General features: G+C 63.5%; 15 protein-coding genes. 7 read left to right on the forward strand and 8 right to left on the reverse strand.

The features are described from left to right. Nucleotides 1–5: 5 nt before the first annotated feature. Nucleotides 6–1,448 carry a glycosyltransferase family 4 protein gene (locus tag AC5RU9_RS03635; RefSeq protein WP_494015358.1) on the reverse strand — a complete coding sequence of 481 codons (1,443 nt, stop codon included), beginning with the start codon at nt 1,446–1,448 and terminating at the stop codon, nt 6–8. Continuing rightward, nucleotides 1,445–2,152: a glycosyltransferase gene (locus AC5RU9_RS03640; RefSeq protein ID WP_307843779.1), complete on the reverse strand. Its 708-nt coding sequence runs from the start codon at nt 2,150–2,152 to the stop codon at nt 1,445–1,447. The genes AC5RU9_RS03635 and AC5RU9_RS03640 overlap by 4 nt, the downstream gene beginning before the upstream one ends. Nucleotides 2,153–2,435: 283 nt before the next feature. Here AC5RU9_RS03640 and AC5RU9_RS03645 point away from each other — a divergent pair, with 283 nt between their 5' ends. Continuing rightward, nucleotides 2,436–4,670, forward strand: coding sequence for a S9 family peptidase (locus AC5RU9_RS03645; RefSeq protein WP_494015359.1), 2,235 nt, complete (start codon nt 2,436–2,438; stop codon nt 4,668–4,670). 4 nt (nt 4,671–4,674) lie between these two features. Here AC5RU9_RS03645 and AC5RU9_RS03650 read toward each other — a convergent pair whose 3' ends face one another. Both AC5RU9_RS03650 and AC5RU9_RS03655 read right to left on the reverse strand, forming a co-directional pair. Beyond that, nucleotides 4,675–5,484 carry a class I SAM-dependent methyltransferase gene (locus AC5RU9_RS03650; protein WP_494015360.1) on the reverse strand — a complete coding sequence of 270 codons (810 nt, stop codon included), beginning with the start codon at nt 5,482–5,484 and terminating at the stop codon, nt 4,675–4,677. A gap of 19 nt (nt 5,485–5,503) precedes the next feature. Then, complete coding sequence (locus AC5RU9_RS03655; protein WP_211711921.1) at nt 5,504–5,887, reverse strand: DUF7793 family protein; 384 nt, start codon at nt 5,885–5,887, stop codon at nt 5,504–5,506. Between the two features lie 218 nt (nt 5,888–6,105). Between AC5RU9_RS03655 and AC5RU9_RS03660 the strand changes: the two genes are divergently transcribed. After that, a complete protein-coding gene (locus AC5RU9_RS03660; RefSeq protein WP_494015361.1) occupies nt 6,106–7,746 on the forward strand; it encodes an ATP-binding protein in 1,641 nt (546 codons plus the stop codon). 149 nt (nt 7,747–7,895) lie between these two features. Here the strand turns inward: AC5RU9_RS03660 and AC5RU9_RS03665 are convergent, their stop codons facing one another. After that, nucleotides 7,896–8,066, reverse strand: coding sequence for a hypothetical protein (locus AC5RU9_RS03665; RefSeq protein ID WP_211711919.1), 171 nt, complete (start codon nt 8,064–8,066; stop codon nt 7,896–7,898). A gap of 107 nt (nt 8,067–8,173) precedes the next feature. Here AC5RU9_RS03665 and AC5RU9_RS03670 point away from each other — a divergent pair, with 107 nt between their 5' ends. Together AC5RU9_RS03670 and AC5RU9_RS03675 are read left to right on the forward strand one after the other, a co-directional pair. Further along, a complete protein-coding gene (locus tag AC5RU9_RS03670) occupies nt 8,174–9,226 on the forward strand; it encodes a hypothetical protein (protein WP_494015362.1) in 1,053 nt (350 codons plus the stop codon). 2 nt (nt 9,227–9,228) lie between these two features. Next, nucleotides 9,229–10,785: a putative bifunctional diguanylate cyclase/phosphodiesterase gene (locus AC5RU9_RS03675; RefSeq protein ID WP_494015363.1), complete on the forward strand. Its 1,557-nt coding sequence runs from the start codon at nt 9,229–9,231 to the stop codon at nt 10,783–10,785. Here AC5RU9_RS03675 and AC5RU9_RS03680 read toward each other — a convergent pair. Then, the gene (locus tag AC5RU9_RS03680; RefSeq protein ID WP_494015364.1) at nt 10,782–11,393 is read right to left on the reverse strand and encodes a GNAT family N-acetyltransferase; all 612 of its coding nucleotides are present in this window, start codon (nt 11,391–11,393) and stop codon (nt 10,782–10,784) included. The two genes, AC5RU9_RS03675 and AC5RU9_RS03680, sit on opposite strands and share 4 nt — an antisense overlap. Nucleotides 11,394–11,501: 108 nt before the next feature. Between AC5RU9_RS03680 and AC5RU9_RS03685 the strand changes: the two genes are divergently transcribed. The 3 genes from AC5RU9_RS03685 to AC5RU9_RS03695 are packed head-to-tail and all read left to right on the forward strand — an operon-like array spanning nt 11,502 to nt 13,949. Further along, nucleotides 11,502–11,966, forward strand: coding sequence for a hotdog fold thioesterase (locus AC5RU9_RS03685; protein WP_494015365.1), 465 nt, complete (start codon nt 11,502–11,504; stop codon nt 11,964–11,966). Between the two features lie 6 nt (nt 11,967–11,972). Further along, nucleotides 11,973–13,322 carry a phenylacetate--CoA ligase PaaK gene (gene paaK, locus AC5RU9_RS03690; protein WP_494015366.1) on the forward strand — a complete coding sequence of 450 codons (1,350 nt, stop codon included), beginning with the start codon at nt 11,973–11,975 and terminating at the stop codon, nt 13,320–13,322. Nucleotides 13,323–13,346: 24 nt separating this feature from the next. Next, complete coding sequence (locus AC5RU9_RS03695; RefSeq protein WP_211711913.1) at nt 13,347–13,949, forward strand: TetR/AcrR family transcriptional regulator; 603 nt, start codon at nt 13,347–13,349, stop codon at nt 13,947–13,949. A gap of 432 nt (nt 13,950–14,381) precedes the next feature. Here the strand turns inward: AC5RU9_RS03695 and paaZ are convergent, their stop codons facing one another. After that, nucleotides 14,382–16,481: a phenylacetic acid degradation bifunctional protein PaaZ gene (gene paaZ, locus AC5RU9_RS03700; protein ID WP_494015367.1), complete on the reverse strand. Its 2,100-nt coding sequence runs from the start codon at nt 16,479–16,481 to the stop codon at nt 14,382–14,384. A 171-nt stretch (nt 16,482–16,652) separates the two neighbouring features. Next, complete coding sequence (locus AC5RU9_RS03705; RefSeq protein WP_494015368.1) at nt 16,653–17,636, reverse strand: glycosyltransferase family 2 protein; 984 nt, start codon at nt 17,634–17,636, stop codon at nt 16,653–16,655. Nucleotides 17,637–17,641 lie beyond the last annotated feature (5 nt).

The raw sequence follows: 17,641 nt of genomic DNA on the forward strand, positions 1-17,641 counted from the left end.
GCCCGCTACTGGCCATCGACGGCATCTGCGGGAGCAAACGAACTCCCGGGACCGGCAAGCAAAGTGTTGGGTCCTGCCGGACGGAGTTCAGCGGTCTCCACGCCAATCTGTTTCAGGGCAGCGAAAGCCTCGAACTCGTCACGGCCTTTCATCATGACCGAAACATGCCCGTCGTCTGTCAGTGCGACTTCGTCCGTTGGCCGCAGGATAGCCCTGAGGTCCGCTCCCTCGGGCAGTTCGAAGCGCACCAGCGTGGAAAGGTCGGAGTGCAGGGAGCGCGGGTCCCGGCCCTCGCGGCGTATCTTCTCCTCTTCCAACAGGACGCCCGTGAGCAGCCTGGTGCTGCGATCCCAGGTAAAGCAGCTCGCCCATTCCTGGCATTCCACTGAAACGTCCCTGGCGGCGTTCGGCTCACCCATGACCGACAATGCCTCGACCATGGCTTTCCCAAACTCCTTGGGTGTATCCACCAACCAGCCTGTCCTGCCATCCACCACGGAGTCCCGAATGCCAGGGACCCGCAAGGCAAGGCATGGCACGCCCCACGCGGCGGCCTCGATGACTGAGCATCCCCAGCCTTCCGAGGCCGAGGTGGAAGCAGTCAGCCAGGCCCTGCTCAGCAATTCGTCACGGACCTCATTGGGCTGGTACCCGTGGAACGTCACCGCATGGTCCAGGCCCAGGTCCATGGCCAACTGCTGCAGGCGTGCCCGTTCCGGACCGTCCCCGACGATGTCCATCCGCAGTTTGGGTATACTCCGTGCGGCCACGGCGAATTGCCCCAACAGCAGGTCCAGCCGTTTGTGCGGTACAAGGCGGCTGACGACGGCGAGGGTAGGCCTGAGTGCGCGGGCGGCAACCGGCCGCGGACTGTCCGTGGTTCCGTTGGGAACCACATGGACGGGTCCGGAGAAACCGAGCTTGCGCAGTTCCAGCCGGGTGGAGGCTGACACCGCCACGATTGAGCGCTGCCCGTACACGGATTTGGCGCCTGAACTCTCCAGGAAGCGGCCCAGCGCCGCCATGGGGGGTGAGAACTTGGTACGGAACTGTTCCTGATGGACATGGTGGATCAATTGGATGATCGGGATCTCCCGCCGCAGGAACAAGGGAGAGAAGAACGGAATGCCGTTCTGGCAATCCACCACGGCATCAAACTGACCGTTGGTCCGCAGGAGCCGCAACGCCGAATGGGCGTAGATGGATAAGGCTCCGCCCCCGCGCACTATGCGGATGCCGTCGATGAGGTCCTCAGCGGACTGACCGGCGTCGCGTCCCGTGAACCAAGTGACCTGGACTCCGTGTTGCACCCATCTCTTGGAGATTTCATGCATGTACTGCTCCGCGCCACCAGCCTGTGAGTGGTTGATGTCGCGCCAGTTGAGGACAAGCAAGTGCTTCCCCGCAAGCCGGGATGGAGAGTTCAGGTCGGGTAGAGCAAAGGTCATGGTGTTGCTTTCTGGAGTTGAAGCACCGAGGCGAAGCTGGCAACTCCGTCCTGGAAAGGGCGGAAGGTTGATTCCGCGCCATCGGTCCACGCCACGGGCAGTTCGATGATGCTGGCGTTGTTGTCCTGGAGCCGAAGTAGGAGCTCAACGTCAAAGGCGAACCCGGTGCTGCGGCATTGCACCATGGCAGCTGTCAGGGCATCGCGTTCAAAGAACTTGAAGCCGCACTGGGTGTCCTGGATGCCCTTGACCTTGGACCGGGTCAGGACCCGGAACGCCGTTCCGCCCACCCGGCGCCCAATGTGTTGGGGACGGACGAAGGTGGAGCCGGGGGCATGGCGGGATGCGATGACAGCGGCCGCACCGTTGGACAGGTGGGACATGGTTTCGGTGAGCGTTTCCAAGGGAGTGGCCAGATCGGCGTCGAAGAAGCCGGTGAATCTGGACGTTCCGCTGAGGAGACCCCGGCGGACTGCCGCTCCCTTCCCGCGCCGGGAGCAACCTACGACGGAGATGGGGACAACGCCCCCTTTCTCGCGGGAGATCCTGCGGACAACCGCCGCGGTCTCGTCAACACTGCCGTTGTCCACCACCACGATGCGTGACGACCAGGGCTGGGTCGCCAGGAAATCGACTGTCTGCCGGAGGGTGCCTGGAATCCTGGCGGCCTCGTTGTAGGCCGGGATAACCACCTCGAGATCCACGTGGGAGCGACGCAAAGTCTCTAAATGTCGGCGTGCTTGTAGACCTCCTCTCCTGCCGATGTGCACACTGTGGGATTGCAGCAGAACCATCTGAGCCTCCAAATATCCGGTAGCGGTCACGAAAACATGCCCGCAATATATGGAGTGGCGGAACCCGGCAACTCATGACGCCAATCCTGGTTTGTGGTCCAAGCCGTGGACTGCGGCCGTGGCCTTGGAGGCTTCCCGGCGCTCTGAGCGAAATTGCTGGTTGGTTGTCTGGGCCCGTCTATAGAGTTGCCACATGAGCCACTCATCTTCCGTTCCTTCGGCCGCCCCGGAAACTACTGCCCCGGAATCACCTGTTGGGCCACCTGTCGCCAAGCGGGTGCCCACTCGCCGCGAACACCACGGCGATGTTTTTGTGGACAACTATGAGTGGCTGAGGGATAAGGAATCCGCGGAGGTGGTGGAACACCTCAAGGCCGAGAATGCCTACCAGGAAGCTGTCACCGCGCACCAGGAGCCTTTGCGCGAAGCCATGTTCCAGGAGATCAAGGGCCGCACGCAGGAGACCGACCTGTCCGTGCCGAACCGGAAGGACGGCTGGTGGTACTACAGCCGGTCGGTGGAGGGCAAGGAATACAGCATCCAGTGCCGTATCCAGGCAAAAAACTCAGGCGACCCCGTTGCGGACTGGACTCCCCCTTCGGTGGAGGCAGGCGTCGAGCTCCCGGGCGAGGAAATCCTCCTCGATGGCAACGTCGAAGCTGAGGGAAAGCCGTTCTTCAGCATTGGTGGCGCTGCGGTCACCGTGGACGGAAACCTCTACGCGTATGCAGTGGACAACGCCGGCGATGAACGCTTCACCCTACGGATCAAGGATCTCCGCACCGGTGAGCTCCTCCCGGACGTCATCGAGAACATCTTCTACGGGGTAGCTTTCTCCCCCGATGGCACGCGCCTCTTCTACACAGTGGTGGATGACGCCTGGCGTCCGTACCAAGTGAAAGCCCATGTCCTGGGCACTCCGGTGGCCGAGGATGAGGTGCTGTACCAGGAGGACGACGTCGCCATGTGGCTTGGTTTCGACCTCGCCTCCGACCGGCGTCACCTGGTGCTCAGCATCGGCTGCTCCGAGTTCAGCGAAACGCGGCTGCTCCGCTTCGATGACTACGAGGCCGGCCTCAGCACCGTTATTTCCCGCGACGAACATATTCTTTACGAGGCCGAGCCGTTCTTGCTCGATGGCCGCGAGACCCTCCTCCTGACCCACAACAAGGACGCCATCAACTCCATGGTGAGCCTGGTGGACCCCGCCGAACTCGACAAGCCGCTGGAACAGCAGGACTGGCGGACCGTCGTCGGGCATTCCGACCAGGTGCGCGTCAACGGCGCGGGCGTAACGTCAACGCACCTTGTGCTGTCCATTCGCAAGGACACCATCGAACGGGTGCAGGTGCTGCCGCTTGCCGGGCTTGGTACTACGTCGCAAGGCATGCCGGTGGAGCCAGCATTCGATGAGGAGCTGTACACAGCGGGCATTTCCGGCTCGGACTACGAAGCTCCCGTGATTCGCATGGGCTACACCTCCTACTTCACGCCGTCGCGCGTGTACGACTTCGTCCTGCCCACCGCCGAGCTGCCCGCGGGCCAGCTGCTGCTCCGCAAGGAAAGCCCGGTCCTTGGTGGCTACAGCTCCACCGACTACGTCGCCACCCGCGAATGGGCAACGGCCGACGACGGCACCCGGGTCCCGCTCTCGGTGCTGCGTCACGCTTCGGTTCAGCAGGACGGCACTGCGGCCGGCCTGGTATACGGCTACGGGTCCTATGAGATGAGCATGGATCCGGGCTTCGGCGTGGCCCGCTTGTCGCTGTTGGATCGCGGGATCGTCATGGTGATCGCCCACATCCGCGGGGGCGGCGAGCTGGGACGCCACTGGTACGAGGATGGCAAGAAGCTCAGCAAGAAGAACACCTTTACCGACTTCATCGCCGCGACTGACTGGCTCGCCGGATCGGGTTGGGTTGACCCGTCACGCGTAGCGGCCATGGGCGGCTCGGCCGGCGGCCTTCTCATGGGCGCCGTGGCGAATATGGCCCCCGAAAAGTATGCCGCGGTGGTGGCACAGGTGCCCTTCGTGGACGCCCTGACCACCATCCTTGACCCGGAGCTTCCGCTGTCCGCCTTGGAGTGGGAGGAATGGGGCAACCCGATCACGGACCCCGAGGCCTACGCCTACATGAAGTCCTACACTCCCTACGAGAATGTGGGGGCTGTGGCCTACCCCAAGATCGCTGCGGTGACGTCCTTCAACGACACCCGGGTGCTCTATGTCGAACCCGCAAAATGGGTGCAGGCGCTGCGTTCCGTTTCCACCGGGTCCGAGCCAATCGTCATGAAGATCGAGATGGATGGCGGCCACGGCGGCGCGTCCGGCCGGTACGTGCAATGGCGCGAGCGGGCATGGGATTACGCGTTCGTCGCGGATTCCGTGGGTGCTACGGAGCTTCTCCCCGGAGCCGGCCCCAAGTAGGAGTTCATCGTTGGCGGGCCCGCAGCAGCGCGAAGTACCCCGGGATCACATCAGGGGCGGAAGGGTTGCTGAGCGGGCGCGTCTCGATGCTCGCTGAGCCTTCCTCCACCAGGTTCCAGTCCGCCGTCGGGAATGCCTTGGCGCGTTGCTTGGCACCGAAGCGGCCGGGCATCGGCAGCCCACGAATCGCCCACTCGAGCGGTCCGGGGATGGATTTCCGCGTAGCTCCGAGGTGGCTCACGTAGTCCACCGGAGTGCCCGGAAAATTCGTCTCAGCCAGGAAAACCCCGCCGCGGGTCCCGACGACGGGCAGCAGGTTCGCTGCCAGGGCGGCACGGCCGTCGCTGTCCAGTACGTGCAGGACACCGCGGATGAACACGTTTGCGTCGCCTGTCCAGCCTGCCTCGGCCAAGGCCGCCGCCACAGTAGCCGCAGCGTCCGGTGCGGTCATGTCGCAGACCGCGAATGACGCCGTCGTAATGTCCGTTGATTCCTGGCGGGCGCGGTCAACTGCGTTCGCCGAGTAATCGAGTCCCACAGCGAGGGGGAAGTGCCGGGCAAGAAGGCGGGTGAAGCTGCCGTTGCCACACCCGACGTCCACCACGGGAAGGTTCGGGTCCAGTTGAGTCACCTTGGGCAGGTAGCCGTTGAGTTCGTGGTCGCTGCCCGAGTCCCACAGGACGTCACCAGTGGCACCTGTCGAGCGGACGTCGCCCCAGTACCGGTCCCACGCCGTCAGCGGGTCCTTGGGTGCGCTGGAGGAGAGCCTGATGAGGCGTGGAATCAGCAGGTATTTCCTGAGGGCGGAGAACATTCTCCAAATATAGGTGGCGTTATGCTTCCACCAGCCACTCCAGGGCTTCTGTTTCGGAAGTGAAGAACTTGGTGGGGCACGGAGGCTTCATAATGCCAAGGAAGAAATTCGCAATCACCCTGTCCACCGGAGACGCACCCCACAGGGCGATGCGATTGGCTTGGCAGGGCTTGGCGAACACCGATCTGGCGCCACGGGTGACGTCGTCCGTGGTCGCCATGTCAACAATCATGGGGTGCCGGTCTTCGCCGCACAGTTCATTGACCCTGTCCATGGCCCTTTGGGCATCCGATTCCTGGATCCTGGCGCCCCGCGGCCACGTCAGGCGCAGGATTCCCTGCTCTTCGAGTTCAAGTTCGAACGACACCTGCTGGTGGTCTTGCGGTGTAGCGTGCTGATCCACAGTGCTCCTCATGCGTTTCGGTGCCTGAGCCGGGGCTGACGTCATCACCCGGTTCGGCTCCCCTCAAGGCTGACGAATCCCGCGGCCAATGTAAAGGGTGTGTTCCACGACTCATCCGGAGGATTTCACGCGGGGAAGCCGCGAGCCTCAATGCCGCTGATAGGGTGTTGCCAAATCCGGAAATACCGTGAATGGAACGTTGGAACGGAAGGGGCTCCGTGGGCGAGACCGTTGCCGATGTACAGCACTCTCCGTCCGCCCTTGTGGCGGATTCGGACGGGGACCGTTTGGCCGCTGCCCAAGCTGCGCTCACCTCAGCCGGGTTCGACGTTTTTACTGCTTCGGACAGTGCGGCATTGGCCCTCAAGCTCCAGCACCACAGTCCTTCTGTGATCGTGGCCGGGAGCAGTTTGGCACGCGGCCTGCGCAATGCGGGGATTCCGGTGCTGCTGCTCCTGGAAGCCGAAGAATCAGTGGACTTCGCCGACGTCGAGTCCTGGCGGATGGCGGACTACCTCCTGGGCCCGGTGCGGTCCGGGGAACTGGTCCACCGCGTCAGGACCCTGATCGGCCGGTCAAAGGAACGCGACCGCTCCCGTGGGGAGATCGAGGCCCTCCGCGAAAGCCTGCGGAATGTGTCATCGGCGATCCGGGAAACCAACGACCCGCAGCTGATCGCCGACCACGTGGTGCGTGGCTTCGGCGAGGCCCTGGGCGTGGACCACGTCTGGTTTGCGACGTTCCGGGACGAACGCGTCCCCAACATCCGCGCCCAATGGAACCGTCCGGGCGTGCCACCCCTTCCCGCCAGGCTGGGTGACAGTGAAGACGCCATCACCGAGACAGTCAATAGGCTGTGGGCCGAGGCCGACGTCCTTGCGGTGTCGGACCACAGGAAAGATCCCGAATCACCGATCGCCAGGGCTTTGCGGGATTGGTCCTGCGAGCTGCACCCCGTCTCCACCGTGCTGCTGCCGGTCGGCGAAGGCGCAACTGCCATGGGCATCATCCTGCTGTCCACCGTGCAGGACGAGCACGACTGGACCCGTCCCGAGATCGCGCTGATGCAGCACGTGGCCGGGAACGTGGCACACGGTCTCATCCAAGGCCACCTCATCAGCGCCCAGCAGCGGGTGCTGCACCAACTCCGGCAACTGGACAAGGCCAAGACCGACTTCCTGGCCACCGTAAACCATGAGCTGCGTACTCCCTTGACCTCCATCACCGCGTACCTTGACATGATCCAGGACGGTTCCGGCGGCCCAGTACCTGAAGGCATTTCCAAGATGCTGGACGTCATCGGCCGCAACTCGGATCGCCTCCGCCGCCTCATCGAGGACATGCTCACCGTGTCCATGCAGGACGGCAGCAACCTGGACCTCAAGCCTGTGGACATCGCCAAGCTGCTTCAGGTAGTTGTGGCAACGCTGCGGCCGCTGGCCGAGTCCCGGCACGTTTCCGTTTCCTTCACGGAGGCGAGCGAGGACATCGAAATCACGGCCGACGAAGCAAAGCTGGAGCAGGTCTTCACGAACATCGTGGCCAACGCCATCAAGTTCACCCCCGAGGGCGGCCGCGTAGGCATCACCAGCTCGGTGTCAGCCTCCGATAACGGCGCGCGGGCGGCCACTGTGCGGATCGCCGACAACGGCCTGGGCATCCCCGAGCACGACCTCCCCCACATCTTCACGCGCTTCTACCGGGCCTCCAATGCCACCTCCGCCGCAGTCCCCGGCAGCGGGCTGGGGTTGGCCATTGCCCACGACATCATCAGCCGTCACATGGGCCGGCTCCTGCTGGATTCCACGCTGGGCTCCGGGACGACCGTGTCCGTGGAGCTGCCGGTGGGAGGGCCGTAAGCCGTATGACATCGCTGTCATGCGGGCCTCCAGGTATTTGTCCCGCCGTCACTAATGCTCGACATGCGGCGAAACAAAACTGATGCCCCAGGCAGCGGCCCAGGGCATCAATTTATGTCATATGGCCTCGAGAGGCGCTCCCCCAATGTTTAGTTTGGCCACCAACCGATGCTGGTGGTGTTCGTCTTGGTTGTGGTGACGCTGTTAGGCCACCAACCAATGGCCGAGCTGTCCTGCGAAGAGTCGGCATTGGCTGGAGCAGCGAATCCCGTTACTGCCAGAACCGCCGCCATGAGCAGGGTTGCCGCAAATTTTTTCATCCGCTATGCCCTTTCGTACTGATGCGAATTTGTTGTGTGTGACTTGAATAAAGTCACGGGGCAAACTATACGAGCTTTTCGTCTGTAATGACATGGATAATGGGCATATGCAAAGTCCGCAGCTCGCCGCCCACGTAGTAGCCGGGCTTTCGGCACGTGCCAAATGGAAGGAGCGGGACTTCGACGAAGCCGCTCGTTTGGCGAGTGAAGCCGCCACCTTGGCTACGCTGGCCGGCGACGAAGAAGCATGGTGGAACATGCGCTACCTGCAGGCTGAGTGCCTGCGTGACCAGGGCCGGATCGAGGAATTCCTTGCCCTGGCTTCCGAACTCAACGATCACCCCCTTACTGCCACCTCAGCAGAGCTTGGCGCCAAGGCCGGCACCATGGTTGCCGTTGCCCTCCAAGGGCTGGGCCGGTTGGCGGAGGCGGCGACCATGGCGGCAGACGCAGCGAAACTTGCGGCCCGGGACACGGACCTGCTCTACGTCCAGATCCTCGCCCAACGCGCCCTGATCGCCGCCCTGGCCGAAAGCCGCCTGCTCGATGACGCCTGGCGGGAGTGCCTGGCCCTGGAGACCCTGCTGACGGACGATGTGGACGAGGACACCGCGGGCAAGGGCTACTGGGTGATTGGCAACGTTGCATTCCTTGCAGACCGCGTCAACGACGGAGGGCGGTACCACGACCTCGCGGCTGAACTGCTGTCGCCGTCAAAGGACGTTGATCTCTGGGCCCGCTTCAACAGGGCCTCCGCCGAAATGCGCCTCCAGGCGAAACTCAGCGACGCCGCTACCCTCCGCTGCATTGAAAGGGCCGAGCTAGCCACGGACATTGTGGGAGGCTCCGAAAGGGACCACTTGGAAATGTCCCTGGTCCGGGCCCATTGGCATTTCCTCAGCGGAGATATGCAGCAGGCTGCGGCAATCCTTGAACCTCTTTGTGCGCGGTCCTCCATTTTGGCTACGCAAACCTCCGCGGAAGCGCACTTCCTCCTCGCGCGGACGCTGCTCGAATTGGGCCGGCGGGATGAAGCGCTTGCAAATTTTGACGAAGCAGCCACACTGTTCGAACAGGCCGCACTGCCTGAACGAAGCGCCGCCGTCCGCGAACACCTGCGGCATAACGATGAGCAACGAGGCCAGCCGCACGGGGGGTGAGCATGTCCGAAGGAAATATCTCCAACGAGGATCCCCGTTTGGGGTTGCTGCTGGACGGTATCGTGCGGTTGGCAGCTGGCGACCTTAACACCAGGATCGAGGTCTCCGACGCCCGCGATGAGATCGATGCCGTGATCATGGGTACAAACCTCCTGGCCGAGGACCTCCAGATCATCTACGAGGAACTGGAGCAGCGGGTCAACGCCCGGACGCAGCAGCTCAACCAGGCACACCTGGCGATGCGCCACATGGCCATGACGGATCCCTTGACGGGCCTGAATAACCGTTCAGCGTTCGCCAACGCACTGGCCGAGGCCCAGACGACCGGGCAGAAGGGCAACAAGCGGCCCGCCATCCTGCTGCTGGACATGGACGGATTCAAGTCGATCAATGACACCTTGGGCCACACCATCGGGGACAAGGTCCTTGAAACCGTTGCCGCCCGAATCAGCGGAGCAGTCCGCGAGCAGGACATGGTCGCACGCATGGGCGGTGACGAATTCGCCGTCATGATCCCGGACGTAACGCCTGCCGAAGCGGCATCAATTGGCAACCGCATCCTCGCGTCCGTGGTGGGCGTCATGGAGATCGAGGGCCAACATCTACGTTGCGGAGCCAGCATGGGCCTGCGGATGGCTGACCCCGGCCACCGCGCCGAAGAGCTGATGATGGAAGCCGACATCGCCATGTACGAGTCCAAGGCGGACGGACGAGGCAAGCTCAAAGTATTTGAACCGGCCATGCTTCATGCCCGGCAAATGCGGAACCAGCTGGTGGGCGAACTGAAAGAGGCCATCGCGGGTTCGCAACTGGTGCTCTACTACCAGCCGATCATCCGTTTGGACACCCGTGAAATCGAGGGTGTGGAGGCTTTGGTCCGCTGGAACCACCCCACCCGCGGGTTGGTCATGCCGGACGAGTTCATCCCGATTGCCGAGGAAACGGGCATGATCTCCGATTTGGGTGGTTGGGTGCTCCGCACCGCCGTCGAGCAGTTAAGGCAATGGCGCAGCGATCCCCTGACGGCGGGCCACAACTTCAGCATGCGCATCAACGTTTCGGCCGCCGACCTGCAGCGGCTTGAGTTCATCGAGGACGTCAGGGAAGCGTTGGCGGCCGCGGACCTGGACCCATCGCTGCTGGTGCTGGAACTGACCGAGAGCGCCGTCATCCTTGGCAACGACCTGGACCGCTACACGCTCAACAGCCTGCGCCGCCTGGGCGTGGGACTGGAAATCGACGACTTCGGTACGGGCTACTCCTCCATCAGCTACCTGCGTCGGCTGCCCGTCGATACCGTCAAAGTGGACCGGACCCTGCTATCCGCCCTGGGCAGCGACCCCTCACAGCCAGCACTGCTCGCCGCCGTCCTGCAGCTTATCCGGGCCTGTGGCCTCAATGCCGTGTGGGAAGGCATCGAGACAGCCGAGCAAGCCCAGTACCTTCTGGGCATCGGCTGCACGAGCGGCCAGGGATACTACTTCAGCCGGCCGTTGCCCGGGGAGCAGCTAACGGAGCAGCTGAAGCACCACAAGACGTGGCCCGTCACCGAGGACTAAACGCCCGACTTCGGCGACGCACCGCCCGCTGCGGTCTGACCGCTGGGTGCCTGCCCGCTCCGGGCCCGCCATTCGGTGTCCAGGATGGCGTAGATGTTCTCGGTGGCCCACTGGCCCTTGTAGTGCCAGTTGTCCACAAGGGTTGCTTCGAGCCGCATACCCAGGCGTTTGCAGATACCCGCGGAACCGGCGTTGAGCGCATCGAGCTTGGCGTCGAGGCGATGGAAGGACAACTTCCCAAAAGCGAGTTCCATGACGGCTTGGGCGGCTTCCGTAGCGATCCCCTGGCCGCGGGCTTCCGGATGCAGGATCCAGCCCAGCTCACCTTGACCGGTCCCCTCCAGCCATTTCAGCACTACCTCGCCCATCAGCCCGGGCTGGTCCTTGCGTTCAATGGCCAGGCAAACCCAGTCTCCTTCCTGCTTGAACTCGAAATTCGCATACCGCCCCAGGACCTCCATGGCCCGTGTCTTGGTCAACTCGTTGCGGAAAAGAAAGCGTGCAGTTTCGGGGAGAGACTGGTAACCGTGGAAACGCTCAAGGTCCTCGGCCTCGAAGCGCCGGAGGATGAGTCGGTCGGTGACGATGGGGAGCTCAATGTCGGGCATGAACATGAGGCTACTAGTCGCGGGTGAATAGTGGTCCAGTCTTGACACTTGGCGCGATCTGGGATTACCTAATGAACATTCGGTAAATAAAGCTGGAGGCAATGACGCATGGTTGAAACAACCCTCTCCGGTGCATCGCACCACATCCTGACGAACGACTACGCGTCCGAGTGGATGGGCATCCAGGTGCTCAAGATCGACGACGGCCACGCCACCATCCGGATGCACCTCCGCCAGGAAATGCTCAACGGCTTCGGCATGGCCCACGGCGGAATGATCTTCGCCTTCGCCGACACAGCCTTCGCACTGGCCTGCAACCCGGCCAACCCCACGCCCGAGGAAGCCGCCAACATCACGGTGGCGTCCGGCGTCGACATCAACTTCATCAAGCCGGCCTTCCAAGGCCAGGTGATCACCGCCGTCGCAAACCGCCGCGCGAGTACCGGCCGAAGCGGCCTGTACGACATCCAGATCTACGCGGCCGACCCGGCCACCACACCCTCCCCTGACGCCGAGCCCGGCGAACTCATTGCTGAGTTCCGTGGCCGCAGCCGCACCATCTCCAAGAAGTAGGAACCCATGACCCAGAACACCGTGGCAGCACCCGACGTTCCCACCTCCAAAGCCGGCACCCCGGTGCTGGACCGGGAAGAAACCATCTCCCGCGACGAGCTCGAGGCCCTGCAACTGACCCGCCTCCAGCACACTGTGGCCTACGCCTACGACCGCGTGCCCCTGTACAAGCGCAAGTTCGACGAAGCCGGGGTACACCCCTCGGACCTCCGCGAGTTGAGCGACCTGGGCAAGTTCCCGTACACCACCAAGGAAGATCTCCGCCTGGAATACCCCTTCGGGATGTTCGCGGTCCCCCAGGACCAAATCGCGCGAATCCACGCCAGCTCTGGCACCACCGGCCGCCCCACGGTAGTTGGCTACACCAAGAACGACCTCGCCAACTGGGCAACATTGGTGGCACGGTCGTTCCGCGCATCCGGTGTCCGCCCCGGCATGAAGGTCCACAACGCCTACGGCTACGGCCTGTTCACCGGTGGCCTGGGGGCACACGCAGGCGCTGAGGCGCTCGGCTGCACCGTCATCCCCATGTCCGGAGGCCAGACGGAACGCCAGATCCAGCTCATCCAGGACTTCAAGCCAGACGCGATCCTGGCCACCCCCACCTACCTGCTCACCATCGCCGACGCCATGGCACACCAGGGCATCGACCCCACCTCCACCTCGCTGAAATACGCCGTGCTCGGGGCCGAACCGTGGACCGAAGAGATGCGCCACGAACTCGAAGTCACCATGAACATCAAAGCCTCGGACATTTACGGGCTCTCCGAGGTCATGGGCCCAGGCGTCGCCGGCGAAGCAGTTGAGACGCAGGACGGCTGCCACATCTGGGAAGACCACTTCCGCCCCGAAATCATCGACCCCTTTGACCACTCCACGGTCCTGGCCGACGGCGAACCCGGGGAACTTGTCTTCACCTCCCTGACGAAGGAAGCGCTGCCGATCATCCGCTACCGCACCAAGGACCTCACACGCCTGCTGCCCGGCACCGCCCGGCCCGCACACCGCCGCATGGGCCGCATCACCGGCCGCAGCGACGACATGATCATCCTCCGGGGCGTGAACCTCTTCCCGTCACAGATCGAAGAAATCGCCCTGCGCATCCCGGAACTCAGCCCACACTTCCGACTCGAAATCACCCGCCCCGAAGGCAAGCGCATGGACTCGCTCACGGTCCGTATCGAGCGGCGTGAGGCTGTCTCCCCCGAGGCAAGTACGACGGCGGCACACACCTTGCGTGAGCAGATCAAGATTCATGTCGGCTCGTCTTGCGTAGTCGACGTCGTAGAGCCCGGTTCCCTGGAGCGTTCCAACGGCAAGCTGCGCCGCATCTACGACCTGCGTCCCAAGGGCTGATCCGCTTCATGAGAAAATGCCAGCATGCCTACTGAGACCAGCACCAAGCGCGGACGGCCCGGCTACGACCAGCAATCGGTGCTCCGCATCGCCGTCGACGTCTTCAACCGCCACGGTTACGACGCAACGTCCATGGGCATCCTGGCTGAAAACCTGGGGATTTCGAAGTCCGCCATCTACCATCACGTGCCGTCCAAGGGCGATCTGCTGAAGCTCGCCCTGGACCACGCGCTGGGCGGCCTGGAGGCCATCCTGGAGGAACCCTCCGCGACCTCCGGGCCCGCCGACGCACGCCTCGAGTTCGTGCTCCGGCAGACCATAGCCGTGCTGGTGGACCGGCTGCCGTTCGTCACCCTGCTGTTGCGCCTTCGCGGCAACACGGAGATCGAACGGGACGCGCTGGAACGCCGTCGCGCATTCGACCACAAGGTGGCTGCCCTGATCTCCGCAGCCCGCGAGGACGGCTCCCTGCGCCAGGACATCGATCCCCGCACCGTCACACGCCTGCTGTTCGGCACCATCAACTCGATCGTGGAGTGGTACAAGCCCGGGGGCTCGCTGTCGCCGGAGAAGCTCGCGGACGACGTCATCACCATGGCTTTCGACGGCCTCCACACGACCTCCTGACCCTCACTCACATCCCACCCCTTTCCGGCCAACCCTCCTGCACATCCCACCCCAGCGGTGGCCGACGGCGGCGGCCAGGTGACGTCGTCGTGCTGGAGCGTTTGCCCCCAACACGGCGGAACGTGAGAGACGGTCGCTTTTCCAAGAGGGTCCGGACGCCTTCCGGCCAACCCTCACTCACAACCCGCCCCTTTCCGGTCAACCCTCACTCACACCCCACCCCCTTCCGGCCAACCCTCACTCACAACCCGCCCTCTTCCGGCCAATCCTCACTCACATCCCACGCCAGCGGTGGCCGACGACGGCGGCGCCCAGGTGTCGTCGTCGTGCCCGCGGTTTAAAAACCAAAACGCTTCCGCGCACTAAGGCGTGGAAGCGTTTCTGGTAAGTGCCGGAGCGTTTACCCCCAACACGGCGGAACGTGAGAGAGGGTTACTTCTCCACGAGGGTCAGGACGTCGTAGGTCGCCACTATTTCGTCGTTTTGGTTGGTCAGGACCGCGTCCCAGGCCACCTCGCCGTATTCGTCGGTCTCGCGAGGGGTGATCTTCTTGGCCGTGAGGGTCACGCGGATCGAATCACCGGCGGCAACAGGGGTGATGAAGCGCAGGTTCTCCAAGCCGTAGTTGGCCAGGACGGGACCTGGCGCGGGCTCAACGAACAGCCCTGCAGCCCAGCTGAGGAGCAGGTAGCCGTGGGCCACGATGCCCGGGAAGAACGGGTTCGCCTCGGCGGCTTCCTGGTTGGTGTGGGCGTAAAAGGTGTCGCCGGTGGAGTTCGCGAAGGCGGTGATGTCCTCCAACTTGACCTCGCGAAGCTCCGAGCGCACGGCATCTCCGATTCGGAGGGACGCCAACGACTTCCGGAACGGGTGCTCGCCTTCAGTTTCCACCGTGAAGTTGCGCTCCGCTCCCGTGTGCCAAACACCAGTGACGGCCGTAAGCATGTTGGGTGAACCCTGGATAGCGGTGCGCTGCATGTGGTGCAGGACCGAGCGGATGCCGCCCAGCTCCTCGCCACCACCGGCACGACCCGGACCACCGTGGACAAGGTGAGGAACCGGGGATCCGTGGCCGGTGGACGAGCGGGCGTCCTCACGGTTCAGCACGTGGACGCGCCCGTGGTGGGCTGCAATGCCGAGGACCAGTTCCTGCGCCACAGCGGGATCGTTGGTGCACACCGATGCCACCAGGGATCCGGATCCGCGGGCAGCCAGGCGGATTGCGTCGGGCAGGTCCGAGTAGCCGATCACGGAGGACACCGGCCCGAAGGCTTCAAGCGAGTGCACTTCCTCAGCTTCCGCGTCGGCCCAGCTAAGGAGTACCGGAGACATGAACGCGCCGTCTTCCACAACGCCCACGGCGCCCCCAACCGAGGTGACCGACGGCGAATCGAGAAATCCGTACGCGAGTTCCCCACCGGCGTCGAGCATTGACTGAACAGCAGCGCGAACATCGGCGAGCTGATCGAGTGAGGCCAGCGCGCCCATGGTGACGCCCTCGGCGCGCGGGTCACCGATCACAACGCGTTCGTTGATGCGGGCGCCGACGGCGGCGGCGACGTCAGCGGTCAGCGCTTGCGGAACGATGACTCGACGGATCGCGGTGCATTTCTGGCCCGCCTTGACGGTCATCTCGGTAACGACGGCCTTGATGAAGGCGTCGAATTCCGGTGTACCTGGCACGGCATCAGGGCCGAGGATGGCGGCGTTGAGGGAGTCGGTCTCCGAGGTGAACCGGACACCGCCCTGAACCACATTCGGGTGGGACTTGAGCGACTTGGCCGTGGACGCAGAGCCCGTGAAGGAGACGAGGTCGCGATAATCCAGCTCGTCCAGGAGCGTGCGTGCCGAACCAGAGATCAGCTGGAGAGCGCCGGCAGGCAGGATGCCGGATTCAATGATGGCCCGCACCGCAGCCTCCGCGACATATCCGGTGGGAGTTGCGGGCTTCACGATGGTGGGCACTCCGGCCAGGAATGACGGCGCGAACTTCTCCAGCATGCCCCAGACCGGGAAGTTGAAGGCGTTGATCTGCACCGCAACGCCCGGAATGCGTGTGTAGATGTGCTCGGCCACGAACGAACCGTCCTTGGAGAGCGTCTCCATGGGGCCGTCCACGATCACCTGCGAGTTGGGCAGCTCGCGCCGGCCCTTGGAACCGAATGTGAAGAGGACACCTATGCCGCCGTCGATGTCGATCATGTTGTCGATCTTGGTGGCACCGGACTGCAGTGATGAGGCGTACAGTTCCTCGCGGCGGCCGTTGAGGTACATGGCAAGCTCTTTGAGCTTGAGGGCGCGCTGGTGGAAAGTCAGCTTCCCGAGTTCCGTTTGACCAGTGGTGCGGCCGTAATTTACGACGGCGGACAGGTCCAGTCCGTCGGTGCTCACGTTGGCCAGGACTTCACCTGTGCTGGCATCGCGAACCGGGACTCTCTTCGCGTCAGGTGAGGGGGTCCACCAGGCATCCTGGACGTAGCTGGGGACGGTTGCAACGGCTGTGGTTTCCGGGGCGACTGCTGTAGTGGTCATCGTCGACGGGTCCTTCCAAGGCACATGAAAGCGGCACGGTCATTGCTGACTGACACCAACATTACTGACCGGCCGTTCGGTAATATATACAGGGTACATGAATGCCCGGCAGAGTACAGCAGGAATTTTTGTTCGGGCCACCCGCCCAAGGTATGGAACAGCGGGAGAGCGTCAGCCTCTGTGGCCGAGCTTCTTCGCCAACAACAGCGGCTTCTTCAGGAACTCGCCCACGCTGGTCCGCGCAATGATGGTCTGATTGAGGGACTCAAGCTGTTCAAGGATGTGGTCCAGCTTGGCCGTGGTCTCGTCCAGTCGCCGCTGCTGGGCAACAATGAGGTCCTCTTGCTCGGCGAGCACGCGGGTCAGGTACAGCATGGTGCCGAGGCCGTTCTGGGCGACGCCGTCGCGGAGATGCTCGTCGCGGACCAAGGCGTCGTAGTGTGCATGCTCGGCGGCTTTCGAAAAGATGCTGTTCCCCTCGTGCCCCTCAGATTCCGGCCGCTGCGACCAGAAGGCGAGGGGTTCGCCGTCGAGGAATCCGACGCGTGAGTGGCTCAATACGCGCAGGTGGAACTCCCAGTCACCCACCACAGGCAGGTTCTCGTTGTAGTAGCCCACGGCGTCGTGCAGGCTGCGGCGGTACAGGAAGGAAATGGGGACTGCGCGGTTGATCTTGAGCATGTCCGCGAGCGTTATCTGCCGCATGTCGGCCCAGAAGATCTCCCGGCGGATCGGTTCGATCCTGCCCTCCACGAGCTCCTCGATGACGATCTCCGTCCGCACCATGACACCGCTTTCGGCAGCGTGCGCGGGGTCATCGAGGTAGGCCACGGTGCGGGCAAGGAAGTCGGGTGACCAGAAATCGTCGTCATCATGGATCACCACGAACTCACCCGTGCCGGCTTTGAGACCGGCATTCGAGGCCGCTTCCATACCCACGGATTCAGCGTGGTGGAGCGTCGTGATTCGAGCCTGCTCCGCCTCGGACCGCTGGGAGGTGAGGCGGTCGACGTCGGCCGGGTCGCCGCCGTCGTTCACTATCACCAACTCGAAGTCTTGGAACGTCTGGCCAAAGATGTCGTCCAAAGCGCGTGCCAGGAAGGTGGGTCGATTCTTGGTTCGCGTCACGATGGTGACGCGGGCGCCGGTAGTCATTCGGG

The sequence above is a fragment of the Arthrobacter sp. B0316-5-4 genome (assembly GCF_059090325.1).

Coding starts and splice junctions, on each gene's coding strand:
- AC5RU9_RS03635 (WP_494015358.1), bottom strand. CDS start 1,448: ATGACCTTTGCTCTACCCGACCTGAACTCTCCATCCCGGCTTGCGGGG.
- AC5RU9_RS03645 (WP_494015359.1), top strand. CDS start 2,436: ATGAGCCACTCATCTTCCGTTCCTTCGGCCGCCCCGGAAACTACTGCC.
- AC5RU9_RS03650 (WP_494015360.1), bottom strand. CDS start 5,484: ATGTTCTCCGCCCTCAGGAAATACCTGCTGATTCCACGCCTCATCAGG.
- AC5RU9_RS03665 (WP_211711919.1), bottom strand. CDS start 8,066: ATGAAAAAATTTGCGGCAACCCTGCTCATGGCGGCGGTTCTGGCAGTA.
- AC5RU9_RS03670 (WP_494015362.1), top strand. CDS start 8,174: ATGCAAAGTCCGCAGCTCGCCGCCCACGTAGTAGCCGGGCTTTCGGCA.
- AC5RU9_RS03675 (WP_494015363.1), top strand. CDS start 9,229: ATGTCCGAAGGAAATATCTCCAACGAGGATCCCCGTTTGGGGTTGCTG.
- AC5RU9_RS03680 (WP_494015364.1), bottom strand. CDS start 11,393: ATGCCCGACATTGAGCTCCCCATCGTCACCGACCGACTCATCCTCCGG.
- AC5RU9_RS03685 (WP_494015365.1), top strand. CDS start 11,502: ATGGTTGAAACAACCCTCTCCGGTGCATCGCACCACATCCTGACGAAC.
- paaK (WP_494015366.1), top strand. CDS start 11,973: ATGACCCAGAACACCGTGGCAGCACCCGACGTTCCCACCTCCAAAGCC.
- AC5RU9_RS03695 (WP_211711913.1), top strand. CDS start 13,347: ATGCCTACTGAGACCAGCACCAAGCGCGGACGGCCCGGCTACGACCAG.
- paaZ (WP_494015367.1), bottom strand. CDS start 16,481: ATGACCACTACAGCAGTCGCCCCGGAAACCACAGCCGTTGCAACCGTC.
- AC5RU9_RS03705 (WP_494015368.1), bottom strand. CDS start 17,636: ATGACTACCGGCGCCCGCGTCACCATCGTGACGCGAACCAAGAATCGA.